Source organism: Pelagimonas sp., assembly GCF_058892305.1.
Map to the genome: position 1 here is coordinate 1 of NZ_JBZXVN010000033.1, position 12,997 is coordinate 12,997.

The 12,997-nt window shown below is 53.0% G+C and carries 8 protein-coding genes and 1 pseudogene; 4 read left to right on the top strand and 5 right to left on the bottom strand.

Annotated elements, in window-relative coordinates:
* Nucleotides 1-241 precede the first annotated feature (241 nt).
* The 5 genes from AC5EFR_RS14315 to AC5EFR_RS14335 all read right to left on the bottom strand — a co-directional run bounded on the left by AC5EFR_RS14315 (nt 242) and on the right by AC5EFR_RS14335 (nt 7,087).
* Nucleotides 242-1,363 carry a hypothetical protein gene (locus AC5EFR_RS14315; RefSeq protein ID WP_493576468.1) on the bottom strand — a complete coding sequence of 374 codons (1,122 nt, stop codon included), beginning with the start codon at nt 1,361-1,363 and terminating at the stop codon, nt 242-244.
* A gap of 16 nt (nt 1,364-1,379) precedes the next feature.
* Nucleotides 1,380-2,468: a hypothetical protein gene (locus AC5EFR_RS14320; RefSeq protein WP_493576469.1), complete on the bottom strand. Its 1,089-nt coding sequence runs from the start codon at nt 2,466-2,468 to the stop codon at nt 1,380-1,382.
* A 6-nt stretch (nt 2,469-2,474) separates the two neighbouring features.
* Nucleotides 2,475-4,808 (bottom strand): hypothetical protein, encoded by a 2,334-nt coding sequence (locus tag AC5EFR_RS14325; protein WP_493576470.1) that lies wholly within the window; start codon nt 4,806-4,808, stop codon nt 2,475-2,477.
* Nucleotides 4,809-4,934: 126 nt separating this feature from the next.
* Nucleotides 4,935-6,137, bottom strand: coding sequence for an HBL/NHE enterotoxin family protein (locus tag AC5EFR_RS14330; protein ID WP_493576471.1), 1,203 nt, complete (start codon nt 6,135-6,137; stop codon nt 4,935-4,937).
* Nucleotides 6,138-6,181: 44 nt separating this feature from the next.
* The gene (locus tag AC5EFR_RS14335) at nt 6,182-7,087 is read right to left on the bottom strand and encodes an HBL/NHE enterotoxin family protein (RefSeq protein WP_493576472.1); all 906 of its coding nucleotides are present in this window, start codon (nt 7,085-7,087) and stop codon (nt 6,182-6,184) included.
* 259 nt (nt 7,088-7,346) lie between these two features.
* On the opposite strand from AC5EFR_RS14335, the pseudogene AC5EFR_RS14340 reads away from it, so the two are divergent.
* The 4 genes and pseudogenes from AC5EFR_RS14340 to AC5EFR_RS14355 form a co-directional block, all read left to right on the top strand.
* Nucleotides 7,347-7,862 (top strand): annotated as a pseudogene (locus tag AC5EFR_RS14340) (winged helix-turn-helix domain-containing protein); the annotation flags it as partial.
* A gap of 36 nt (nt 7,863-7,898) precedes the next feature.
* Nucleotides 7,899-9,596, top strand: coding sequence for a tetratricopeptide repeat protein (locus tag AC5EFR_RS14345; protein ID WP_493576475.1), 1,698 nt, complete (start codon nt 7,899-7,901; stop codon nt 9,594-9,596).
* Nucleotides 9,597-9,625: 29 nt separating this feature from the next.
* Nucleotides 9,626-10,822, top strand: a complete 1,197-nt coding sequence (locus AC5EFR_RS14350) for a phosphatase PAP2 family protein (RefSeq protein WP_493576473.1) — start codon at nt 9,626-9,628, stop codon at nt 10,820-10,822.
* Between the two features lies 1 nt (nt 10,823).
* A complete protein-coding gene (locus AC5EFR_RS14355; RefSeq protein WP_493576474.1) occupies nt 10,824-12,842 on the top strand; it encodes a S8 family serine peptidase in 2,019 nt (672 codons plus the stop codon).
* Nucleotides 12,843-12,997 lie beyond the last annotated feature (155 nt).

Here is a 12,997-nt window from a genome sequence, read left to right on the forward strand (position 1 = left end):
CGGGCAAAACGCTTCTTGACCATTTGGCAGGGCGGAGTGGCTCCAAAGGACCTTAGGATCAGAACCGGTCTTGCTGTGAACACGAAACCGCGCAACGGGCTGGACTAGGTCGATTGAACCTTGGCGCGGCCGTCAGCATCAGATCAGGCCATCTGGTTGCAACTTAGACGGTAAATGACTGTTAAAAAGCCGGGCGGGTCAACGCGATGCAACCTGCCCGGATTATAGTTAGGGCCGCCCGTTAAGACGGTGCGATTGCCGGATCAAACGGGGCCAGCGCAACTTTGAAATTGATGGCCGAGCTGATCTCACGCGTCTGCCAATTTTGCGCAATTTTGGACAAGGTAACCCAGGAATTTGCGTAGGCTTTCAGTGAGACTTCGTCAATTTCATTGCTAGGGGCCCCCGCCGCGATAATGTCCTGAAGGTCCTTGGCGCGGGCGCGGTACCAAACCGCTGTTCCATCCACCATTTGATAAACATCTTTGATGTCGCTGGACAGGCCCGCCAGGGACGTGCGGGCAGTTTGCAGGGCGAGCAATTGCAAGGTCAATGCCGTAAAATTCATCTCATACACGCTCTCTTTGGCGGCATTGGCCAGACGTTCGTGAATGGTTTTGAGCGCGTCATCAATCTTGCCCTCACCAATGCCAATTAGAATGACACCGACGGTCACGGCAAGCATCTTTGCGATTTCATCACCTTCCGTTCCAGTCTTAACCTTTTCTCCAGCTTCCATCACCCCTTTGGCAATTTCGATCAGGTTTTCAGCGTCGTTGAGATCGACAGTGATTTTTTCACTTTCCTGGTCGATCAACTCTTTGACCTTGGCGATGGCTGTGGCCGTAGCTTCAAGGTTTTGCTGATCGAGTTTTTCCAACTCGGAAAACGCCTTGTTGGCTTCGGAAAAGTTTGCTGCATCTGCTACGATTTTGTCGCTTAGGCTGGCGATTTTGGCAGAGAATTCGTCCAGATCCTTCGCCTGAGCGTCCAAGTGCTGTGCCTGAGCGTCCAGCACGCCAATTTTTTCGGCGTGAGACAGCTTGGAAATTGCAGGCATCCAGGCCTGAACATAGGCGTTAATGTTGAGGAAGGATTGCGGCAGCTTGGTCAGATATGGCTCGATGTCATTGGACCATGTCAGGCCGTGCATTGTTGCCGCTTTGAGATGGGCATTTAGAATTTGCAGGTCCTTTTCAGGATCTGGTGCGGCCTTTTTCTGCTCGGGTGTTAATGCGGGGAACCCTATTCCTTCAATCACCACATCATCCAGCCCCATGATAGCGGCACGTGCCAACAGGATGTCCTTGAACGCCTCGTTCAGGGCTGCAACTTCTTTCTTTTCATCAAATCTCAACGGCATTTCGTTTCCTTTCTGTCTATGGGTGTTCAATTTGTTGATGGGAGAGGGCGGGCGCAGAGCGTGCACCGGCTGGTGCCTGCTGGCTGGTGATATAGTTTTGACCACAACTTGGACCGTTTGGACCGTTTGGCCCGAGCGCGCCCAGCCCGACACGCAGATCAACGCGACCGTTCGGCAATGGGGTCAAGGCCAGCATACAGTGCCGGTCGTCGTCAGTTTCCTCAGCCACATCTTGGCTAAACTGCTCATATGCAGACAGGTCGCATTGCAGGCTGGTTGCCGCGCGCAGCAACGATCTGCGTGTCTGAGAGCCACTGGCGTACAGGTCGGCAGCCTGGAAAAACACAGACATCAGCCAGCCACCACCATGTAGCTGTTTCAGACTGATACCTGTCTGGCGCTGTCTGATTGCCGTGTTCAAAAATCGCCCGGACAAGGTTTCGAGGGCTGAAATCACGGCTTTACCGGCGTCAAACTGCCCTAGCCGAGCGAATAGGTCCGGAATCTCGTTTAGACGTAAGCCGTTTACACCAAAGTAAAACTCTGGGTCTCCCCCTTCGGGCAGGCCAATCATAGTCACACGTGCTCCGCGCTGGTGTAAATGCTCAGCTAGATTGCCAGGAGCGTGCAACTGGGCCAGCGCCAGACCATGTGCCTCCAAGGGTGATTCAACATACAACTTGCTGGCCTGAAGTGAGGGGCCCAGGCGCATGCTGACCCATGCTCCGTAAGAAAGCCTGTAACTGGATTGCAGGTCAGAGCACCAAGCAAGGTCAATCGGATGCACTCTATGGCCTATGGCATGCAGACGGTCTTCGGCTAGGGCTAACCGTGTGTGATGGGGGGGGGATTGGCCCCCGACCTCAGTTGTGAAGCGAAGCTCTTGAGAGGGGTTGCCAAATGCCATCTCAACGGGAAATCCGCTTGGCGTCAGGAGACTATATTGTTGAAAGGGACCGCAGTCATCTTGCGGATCTTCGGGGGCCAACAGATGGGTCAGAACCCGTGCCCCGGCGGATTTAACTGCTGGATCGACAGGCACCCCAAGAAGGGATGCCTGAACGCAGGCCTTTGTCAGGCCAGGAAGTGCATGCACATCAGCCATGGTCAATCACGTCCCATTGACCGGTGATACTGGCTTGGGCGGAGGCACCAATGCCGACGTTCCCTTGGCCGGAACAACAATTGTCGGATTTTCAGAGTTACCTGATCCTGTTGCCGTTGTGGTTCCTACACCGTTTTGGATGTAGGTCGCCGTCCAAGTGAAGTCGATCACCTTTTGCTCGGGTTTGCGCGTGTAGGTGATGTAGCGCGGAACGTTGGTTTTCGCCGGTGCCGCGGGTGTTACGTAGTTGAAGGTCTGTGTATTGCCTATAGTTGTGGACCCACCGTTGGCATCCGGTACTGTCGCATTCACCGACAAGACAATCTTGTCGTATTTATTGGCCGTCCAATCCACCGCATCCATATCAACCGTCAAAGTGGTGTAGCGCGTACCGGGGTTGATCAGGATTGTGGTCTGATGATTTTCGATCAAGGTCGGCTGTATCGTGACCTGTTCGCCCATCAACGTTGAAATTGAGGCCGTATAGACCAGCGGCACATAGCCGTTGATAAACCCATAGAACGTATCCCTTGCGACGATTGTCCCACCATCCTTTTGGGGCACCAGCTTAAAGTTGGTCGGATTGGATTTGTCCGGTTGCGGCCCGGCCCCCGGAATCTTCAAATCCTCGTCGAACCAGACGCTGACATCGGCCTCTAGGACTGTTGGTTCCGTGCCTCCACCTTGGGTTGTGTCGGCAAGAGCGGCAATGATCAGAACATTGGTCGGATGCGGCGCAGGCGGTGTTGGAATTGTCTCGTTGTAAGAGTTGGACGATGTGGCCAGACCTACAAAATCGGGACCTTCATCAAAGTGGTAGGTTACCACATAGGAGTAGTCGGTTCCTGTGACAACATTATGGGCAAGGTAGCTGGCGAACACGACCTGGGTCGACGCGTTTTTGTTCTTTCCCGGTGCCTGAATGGTCTTCTTCTGGTGGATCGCCTTACCGCCGCCGTGATCATTGGCAAAGTGGAAGTCGATATCAATCGAGGTCACAGTGGGAGGCTTTACTGAGCCTCCGGCAGCGTTAAGGGGGGCAAAGGCATTGCGCGCCTCAAAGGAGACATTCAAGATCCCGACGGTTGGAAGCTCGATAGCATAATTGCTTTTCGCCACATCCAGTTCTTGACCCGTTACGGCCGGTTGCGCACCGCTGTCGACGTATTCCGCGGTCCAGGTCACATTGTAAGTATCGCCATGGGCTGCGTTATAGGGGGCGACGAAAGTAGCTGAACCATTTTTGGTAAAAACATAGGTGCTGTCTGCCTCGGACAGGCCAGGGTAGTCCACTTTGACAGTGACCTGCTTGAGTTCAACGGGTTTGGCGTCAATCTTCGGAACATTGGCCCCTTGCACCTTGTCGCCTTCAAATGGCAGGTTGGTGGAAATCGTCATGACCTGCTGACGTGTCTCCACCTCGGTGACAAAGTCGCTGATATCACTCACACTGGGCAGAGAGGCTTTGGGAAAGAGCTTCCAGTTTATCACTTGGTCCGTGTCATAAACCGAAGTAAAGCTGCTCACTTCGTTGATCTTGAAACTGTCATAGGATTCCTCTTTCAACATGCTGAGGGCGGTTTTGACTTCGGCCGAAACCTGCGCAGCAATGGTGGAATTGGCCCAATCGGTAACCGAGGTCACCAGCTCCTGGGACGGGTTTTCGATGCCCCATTTCAGGTGTACCTTGGAAGAGGCCGATTCATTCAAAAGTTTGGTGACAATACGGGGAGTGTCAGCGGCATAGGCGTGGTGTTGCGCGTGCTGGACTTGGTATTGAAAAGCGATAGCCGAGTTGAAAGACAATGTCGCGGTCACAGCGTTCAACCGCGCCTGAACATTCAGATTGTAAGTGATATCAAGCCCGCCACCTGCGCTGGACAACAGACCTTTGATCGTTTTCATACCGTCGGCGTCAAGGTCGGCGCGGAAACTGGCTATATTGGCCCCAAATTCCGAGGCGGTCGCCGTGTAAGACGTTGTTGTTCCCTTCACATCCAGCGAAAAATCAGCCGTGCAACCGGCATTATAGTCCAGAGGGTTCAGCTGGTAGGGTTTGGGGGCCGCAGGGAATTCCACAGCAATCTTGCCTTCAACACCCGCGCGCACATTATCCGGCACCGTCAACTGCGTGTTGAATGTGATGTAGCCCGATCCATTGGTCGCAGGTTGATCAGTTTTGTACTGGACCAGTTTGACCTCTGGCTTGCCTTTGTCGTTGATCACCCAATCCGGGCGCGGAACAACATAGAAAATGCTCAGGTCGGTATCGTCCTGAAAATATTCCCAAAGGAAGCCGACACTATCTGTGTATGAGCCTTTTTTTTCATAGTTTAACACGGGGAAGTTCCTCTTCCTGTTGCGGCGCGTCGATGGGGGCATCCGTCGCGCGAAGCCATTTCCGACTTTGATGTGAGATGAGCCTCGGGGGCACGAGCACCGGCCCCCGGGGCGTGATCAGGCTGGTTAGGCTGCCTTGTGGGGGTTGTTTTTCCCGACAACCAAAGGTGTGACCTTGCCGCCATCGCCCAGGTCGTGAACCTTTTGGAAATTGCGCTGCACATAGGTCTGCATGTTGCCGGCAAATTTATGTAGATCAGCCCATTGGGTTTCAGCTGCGGAGATGTCAAACACCGCTGTGATCTTGCCCAGATCAGGGCCTTGCGCTTTTTCCAGATCGTCGTGAACAGCCGAGATCTTAGCCTTGAGCGTGCCCCAGGTATCTAGGATCACCTGCACGGCGGCCAAGGCCTGGGACGACAGATCAACCAACTCTTTCAGAGAGGTTTCGACTTGCAGCAAAGCAGAGGCCTGAGCCGCCAACAATGAAACCGCGGTTTCATCGGCATTGATCTCGTTTTCGGTTGCGACCTTGGCGTTGATGGCCTTGACCAGTTCAACGATGCCGGTGATAGCTGCGGCAAGACCGACAATTATGGCGGCCCCTGCAATCACAAGGCCAACACCGGTTTCTGCAGTCGCCAGACCAATGGCCCCTGCGACCATTAAGCCTCCGCCGACACCGGCAGCCACGGCTGATGCGGTGATAGCTTTTTGTTCGGCTTTCAACGCATCCTTCAGTCCGGCAATTGCGGTGTTAAGCGTCGCGATAGACTTTTCTTCGTAGTTGTACAGAACTGTGAAGCTATTGTTGGATGAGCTGAAATTGTTGTGATCTGTCGTCAACTGCGTGTTGAACTGTTTGATCAGGTTCATCTCGGTTGTGATGGCTGCGGATTCGGCGTCAATTTGACCAATCAGCCATTTCAGGGTCATCAACAAGTTGGCTTTGTTGGTGGTGTCCCCATTTGCCAACTGCCCCAACCAAGTTGAAATACTGCTGGACGCGGATTGGAATTTGGCGTTGAAGTTGATGATGGACTGGGGAATTTCCGTCAGATTGGGTTCAATGTTGTTGGACCAATTCAGCGCGTTGTCCTGAGCGGTTTTCAGGTTCTTCTGAACGTCTTTGTAGAGTTTGTCCGGGTCCGCAGGCATGTTTTTAGCCACATCCGCTGGCAATTTGCCAAAGTTGATGTCGGGCATGCTGACCTTTTGGACACCTGCCACATAGGCCGAAACATTGGCCCGCGCGGTCAAATAGCCCGCTAGGTCATTCTTTTCTTTTTCCACATCCGCCTGAAGCGGTCCGAGTTTCTTGGTAGCCATGATAATTTCCTCCTTATCGGTTGGTCTGTAAGATGCGGTGGGGGTTAGCTTTCACCCGGCACAAACTGCGCAACGAAATTGCCCAGTTCGCTCCATTGCGTTTCGGCGGCGTTCAGGTCGAATTCGGCAAGGATCGAAGCGAAATCATCTGTCGCACCATCCAAGTCATTCAGAACGGCGGCCAGCTTGCTCTGCAGCGTGCCCCAGCTGTCGAGAACCACTTGCAATGCGGGCTGCGTTTGTTTGACGTTTTGGTTGACGCGCTCGACCAGGGTCTGCGCAATCACAATCGCAACCGCCTGCAATGGAGCACCAGTCATTGAAACTTTGACTGAGATGTCCATGTCCAGAAGAACGATTACGTTACAGGGGCTTAGGTGGCTTTCGACATCAACAAAGCTTTCCGAATAGACCTGTTTTAGCTTTTGAACATATTGGCTGCCATCGGCCAGATGCTGTTCCAATGTGCCCACTGCGGAACCCAATGCGTTCACATCCGCGAGCAGTTTTGTATTGAAGTCTTCCAACTGGCCGCGTGTCGCGGTGGCTTTGGTTGCGTAACCTGCAACGTCTTGTTCAAGCGATTTCAAGGCATCAAGAACGGCAGCCTTCTGTTCTGAGTTCGGGGCTCCGGAACCGATTTCGCTCAGAATGGTATCGATCTTTGAAATTTGGGTGGCAAAGCTTTTGCTGAAGGTGTGGATTTCGATTGGCACGCCAAATGTGACCGAAGGACACAATGTCTCTAACCAGTTGGTGGATTGCTTTTGCGCATTCGAAATGGCGGTCTGTATAGGTGTGTACCAGGACGGCATCCCGGTAATTTCAGGAACCAGCGAGACACTGGCTTGGGCAAATTCTGAAATTGTCTGAACGGCAGTTCGGGTTCCGGTGATTGCATCTTTTGTAAGCCCAACAGATGCCGGATCAAGTGACGTATTGGTCGCCATGAAATTCCCCTTTCGAGAGCAGGTCGATGGCAACAGGGTCTCAATACGTGCCCTCAAAGGCCTGAAAAAAAGCTGAAATTTTCCGGAAACTCGGCATAGACAATTTTCGGAAAATTTTCGGAAAACTTTGGGGATTTGCCTGCATGTTGACGTTAGGGTCAGTTCACGAGGCTCAAAGTTTCCTTTAACAAGCGTGCTGTTGCCTGCCTCTCATAAGCGCCATTTAGGTGCTTGGGATTGTTAGGGGAGGCTATGAGTTATGACTGCGAATGACATCATTTCCGTGTCGACCAAAGCAGTCAAAGGGCCAGAAGGGCGCCTTATTTTGGCGCCTGGTCTGGTCAGATGCGGCCCGTCTCTCTACCCTTCCAAACTATCCCAACCCGGAGAGACGGGCTGGCACCTTGGAAAGGATATTCTTGCTCACGTTAGGGAAACTTCTTACTGTAAACCTCTAAGGGAATTCAGGAGTGGCTCTTTAGCGTGTTCGAATGGGCAAAAGACGTTGATTCGCTTAGGGGCATCTGAGTACTCCCTAGAAGACAAGGTTCTGTCTGATGCATCAGGCAACCCTGTTTTCTTGCGGCCCAAAACCTTGGACGTTTTGGATTTTCTGATTTCAAAAAACGGATCACTTGCATCGCGGAATGAAATTCTGGACGCGGTCTGGCAAAATGTTTCCGTGTCAGACGACAGCCTGACCCAGTGTATCTCGGAAATCAGGCGAGCACTGGGGGACAGTGGTAAATCTGTTCTAAAGACCGTTTCTAAACGTGGGTATCAGCTTTGGTTTTCAACCTCGCCCGCCCCCATGGCCCCCCCTCGTCCACAGCGGGTCAATCACGAGCCAAAACAAGCCACTACGTCCCAAGACGCAAGCTTTGGAACATGTGTTTTTGTTGCCGCCAGTAAGGCGAAGATCACTCAGGCCTTGCGCCGCACGGATTTTGATGAGGCTCAACTGCATAGCATGGCCGAACTGGACGGTGGACATGCGCTTTTCTTTTATCAAATGAACCATGCGGTTGGGTGTGCTTTTGCTCTAAAAGACCAGCTCAACGTCTCTATTGGCTTAACCAATAATGCGGTGGGGGCGGAATTACAGGCGCAAGTCCTGTCGGACCTGTCAACGCCCGGAACATTGGTCGTGTCAACGGGCATCCGGGATGCACTATGTTCCGATCCGTTGCTTGAATTTGAAGATATCGGGGAAAGCATTGGTAGCCGCGTTGGCGACACCCGCGTTATCCCGATCCGGGCGTTTCGCCTTGTTCAGGCGTCACAAGGTGAGGCCTCTTTTCTTGCCCGGCCATCAAATATCCTGCCAACCATCGCGGTTTTGCCTCTGCGACAGGGGGTAGATGGTCATTCGGCCGGCACCTTGGGAACTATGTTTTCTGTGGCTGTGACACAGGAATTGTCGCGCTCACACGAAGTGAATGTCATCTCAAGCATGTCCACGTCTTCGTTTTTACGACAAGGCCTCGATCTGGAAGACATCCGGTCATCGCTCAAGGCGGATTTTGTCCTTTCGGGGTTTTGGGTCGAAGCCGGAGCGGGGGCACAGATTCACTATGAATTTTCAGATGCGCGCACCAAACGGGTCTTGTGGTCAGATTCCCTAGAGACACAGCAAAACCAAGTTTCGGAATTCTTTGAACACCCGTACCTGGTGGCCAATCATATTCGCCGCGCCATCGTGCTAAGTGAAACGCAACGTGTTTTGAACACGCCGCTTGAAAGCCTTGAAGATTATAGCATTCTCTATGGTGCTGTCGGGATGATGCATCGCCTGTCACCCGTCGATTTTCGAAAATCCAATACCTTGCTGAACGTGCTTTTGGAAAAATCCAGCAGCCATCCAACACCTTTGGCGTGGAAAGCCCGGTGGCATCTGCTGAAAGTGGTACAGGGGTGGTCTGAGAACCCAGATCGGGACAGTGAACAGGCCTATGACTGCACGGCCCGGGCGCTTGACATTGATCCAAACCACAGCTTGGCGCTGGTGAGCGAAGGTCAGGTATTGACCCACCTGAAACGTCGTCTGGATGATGCCGAGCATCGCTATAACGCAGCCTTGGAGGTCAACCCAAACGATGTGAATGGGCGGCTACTTAAGGCGATGCTGCTTGCCTTCACGGATCGGGGCAAAGAGGGTCTGCCAGAAGCTGAGCGCGGGCTGCAGTTGTCTCCTCTGGATCCGCATCGGTTCATGAATTTGGCCTTGGCGGCTGGTGTCAATCTTAGCGCTGGCAATCATGAGACAGCCGCCGATTTGGTGCGCATGTCCTATCGGTTAAATCGCACGCATGCCTCGACCCTGCGCATGATGGTTGTCACCGAAGCGCGGGTTGGCAACGAAGCCCGCGCCAGGCAAGCCGTCCAGGAGCTTTTGCAAGCGCAACCGGGGTTGCGTGTCGAACATTGGCTGCAAAAATCACCGAGTGCCGGTTTTCAAAACGGTCAGGAATTTGCTGCAGATCTTCGCGCCATGGGAATTCCCGGGTAACATCAAACTCAAATTAGATTGGTTTTTCAATGCTCTATCCAACAAATGCCTATAACGCGTATAACGCCTATAATGCTTACAACGCTTACAACGCTTACAACGCTTATAATGCGTACAACGCCTATAACGCCTATGGCGGACCTGCCGGAGGTGTACCCGCGGGGGCTTTGATGACGACGCGCGATGGTATTGTTGGCGCAGAGCAAGAGTTTCCCAGACAAATCGCCTCAGGGCTGGCCAATGACCCAAAGAATTTGGCCCGTCTGTCGCCGGCTGTGCGTGCGGAAGTGTTCGATTTTGCACTGAAATCCAGCGTAGAGTTAACAGTTGAACATGGACGCACGCCCACGGCGACGCTATGGCGCAAACAACGTTCAGAAGATCAAAGTCCGCATGCCGAGTATCACAAATTGGTGGCCCTGACGGCTCCCAAAATGCGCCAATTGGTAGAGCAGTTGCGCCTGATTTACGGATATGCAGACATTCGTCAGGATCGTGCAGGCGAAATAACCTCGCAGCTCCAAGCCCCGATCCCGTTTTTTGCCTCCATTGGGTTTCTGGACCCGGCGCGCACGCCCTTTACTTTGGAACTGCTGGATGTGGCTTTGCGCTTTGCAGTCTTTTCCGAAATGCAAATGAAATATGCTCTGTCGGTCAAACGCCCGATCGAGTTGTCGCCACAGGTTCAACCGATGATCCAGACCCCTACGCATGGGTCGCTTCCAAGTGGACACGCGACAGAAGCGTTTGTAATGGCACGAGTTTTGCTGGAGTTAATGCGCGCCTCAAACGCGCCGCAGTACCAAAAGAAAAAGAAAAGCAATGACAATTGGGCCGAGATGTTGATGCGCTTGGCCTCGCGCATTGCCACCAATCGCACCGTTGCTGGGGTGCATTTTCCAGTCGATAGCGTGGCAGGGTCCATTCTTGGCCTGACCTTGGCCAACACGGTAACATCTATGTGCTCTGGTGAATCCCATTGGACCAGCGCGACCTTTGATGGAACACAGTTCAATGAGCATAGTGATTTCAATTGGACAGATGTCTATTGCGCTCAAAAGAATAAGCAGAAGTCGCAATCGCTCAATGGGGACAAGGTTTGGGCAACAGCAAAAGAGCATGACCCGACCGGTGGCGCAAACCCGGCTTTGAACTGGCTGTGGAACAAAGCTGTCCAGGAATGGGACGACCTCAATCCGATGGACCTGTCGGGTTTGGAGGAGTGATATGTCTTTCCCCACTTCAGATGACGCTTTGGGACAGGTAAAAAACCTGCTGACAGACATTCGTCTGTCTATGGATGATGCGGATGACAGGTGGTGGTCGGCGCTGATCACGTTGCAAGCAGACGGAGCACTCGTCAGCATTGATGGCTTTCTAGAGGTCCTGCCACCTAGCATTTTGCGCAATCTCATCGTTCCTGTGCAGTATTCGGTCCAGGATAGATCCACTTTGCACTCTCGGTTTTATCTATCTGTGATTGCCCGCAAAGCCGTGTTGGATACGTTGAACCATGCCACTTTGTTTCCAATGGTCGAAAATGTCGATCTGGGGACCCATGTAAACGACCAGCATATCGACTTTTCAGCCGAACCGCAGGAAACACCAAAGGAAAAGATTGCGCTGCCCAAAGGGTCCGTGATTATGGGGATTATCGATGATGGTATAGCGATAGCCCATAACCTTCTTCGCAAGTCAGACACTGTTAGCCGGGTCTTGTTGGCAGATCTACAAGCCGTTGATCCCGATAGAAAAGCCGCCAATGCCACCTATGGGAGACGTTTAACCAATTCCGCAATCAACGCCTTGCTTGAACAGTATCATAGAGACGGTCTTTTGGATGAAACCGGCTTTTATCAAGCGACGGGGCAGTTGGATTATGCGTCTTCGGGGTTTGATCCTCTGTCGCAGAGTAAATCCCACGGCACGCATGTTGCGGCCTTGGCTGCTGGCTTTCCTATCGGCGACTGTGGCGGTACGCGCCCTATCATTTGTGCAACGTTGCCATCTGTTGTGACCGTTGATGTGACCGGCCAAAGCCTGATGCCAAGTCTGGCGCTGGCGCTGCATAGCGTCCTGAGCACTGCCAAGTCCTACATTCTTGAAGACGGGCAGGGGCCCGTTCCGATTGTCCTGAACTTTTCCTACGGCAACACCTCCGGCCCCCATGATGGCAGGGATGACATCGATCATTTGTTGAGCTGGCACAAATCCAATCTGGAGGATCAAAAACTCTGGATCACTTTGCCCGCCGGGAACAGTAATTTGGCGCAAGGTCATGCAGAGATCCCTTTGGAAGCTTCGCACCCAAAGCGAGATTTGACATGGATGATCCTGCCTGATGACAATACCGCGTCACATGTCGAAATGTGGCTTCCTTACGGACTCTGTGAAAAGGACATGAGCGATATTCAGGTCACGGTGACCTCGCCAAGTGGCCTGCAAAGCCCCCCCCTCTCACTTGTCCCCGGACATCGGCAGAATATCTGCAACACCTCTAACCAGGTGGTCGGCCATATGGGCGTAACGTTCAGGACTGTGAGCAACCGGGCCCTTGTAAATCTTACGCTCTTTCCAACTTTTCGGTTAAGTCGCGATGACGCCAGTGCCGAGTTCGGCCGCTGGACCATTTCTGTCGACACATCATCTTCGTTGGCTCCTACACTTGGGGCATTGAAGGTTTGGGTCCAACGGGACCGCAGTGTGCCGGGTTATCGCCCAAATGGCAGGCAAAGCTATTTCATCGACCCGGAATTCCAACGATTTGGCGAGTTTGGCCAGCCGATAGTGGTTGATCCACCGGATGACCGCTCTCTGGTGCGACGCTCCGGCACTTTGAGCGGCTTAGCTTGTGGCGACTTACCGGTGGTGGTGGCCAGTTGGAATGAGCGTGCGCGACAAGTGTCATATTATTCGTCCTCCGGTCCGCTAAATGATAGGCCCGATTTAACACCCGACAGGACGCGTTTTGGCCCAGATTTGGCAGCGAAAGGTGATGACAGTCTGGTGTTGCCAGGTGTGTTAAGTGCAGGGACCAGAAGCGGTTCAATGGCTCGTATGGTTGGCACAAGCATGTCAGCCCCGCGCCTTGCTCGATTTGCGGCTGATCATATCGCACAGACCGATTTAACAGCGCGCGCCTTTATGTATGAATACTTGGGGTCCCCAACCCCCGAAAGCGTTCGTGACGGAGCGGGGTATTTGCCAGTTGAAGTCCCATGGCGCGGTTCCGCCAAAGTCCCATAATATCCGGTAGTGCCCTCTTTTCTTCCGTCGCTACCCACCGGGTACGCACCGTTTTGCCGGCACCTTTACTAGGTGCTGGCGATATTTGGTAGAACTGAAAAGAGACGCAATTTGTTCTGGCTCTATCGCTGCTTGACACGTTTCGACCAAGTCCG

What these genes read in the sequence shown, in the direction of transcription:
- AC5EFR_RS14315 (WP_493576468.1), bottom strand. Translation starts at nt 1,363, where the DNA reads ATGCCGTTGAGATTTGATGAAAAGAAAGAAGTTGCAGCCCTGAACGAG.
- AC5EFR_RS14320 (WP_493576469.1), bottom strand. Translation starts at nt 2,468, where the DNA reads ATGGCTGATGTGCATGCACTTCCTGGCCTGACAAAGGCCTGCGTTCAG.
- AC5EFR_RS14330 (WP_493576471.1), bottom strand. Translation starts at nt 6,137, where the DNA reads ATGGCTACCAAGAAACTCGGACCGCTTCAGGCGGATGTGGAAAAAGAA.
- AC5EFR_RS14335 (WP_493576472.1), bottom strand. Translation starts at nt 7,087, where the DNA reads ATGGCGACCAATACGTCACTTGATCCGGCATCTGTTGGGCTTACAAAA.
- AC5EFR_RS14345 (WP_493576475.1), top strand. Translation starts at nt 7,899, where the DNA reads ATGGCCCCCCCTCGTCCACAGCGGGTCAATCACGAGCCAAAACAAGCC.
- AC5EFR_RS14350 (WP_493576473.1), top strand. Translation starts at nt 9,626, where the DNA reads ATGCTCTATCCAACAAATGCCTATAACGCGTATAACGCCTATAATGCT.
- AC5EFR_RS14355 (WP_493576474.1), top strand. Translation starts at nt 10,824, where the DNA reads ATGTCTTTCCCCACTTCAGATGACGCTTTGGGACAGGTAAAAAACCTG.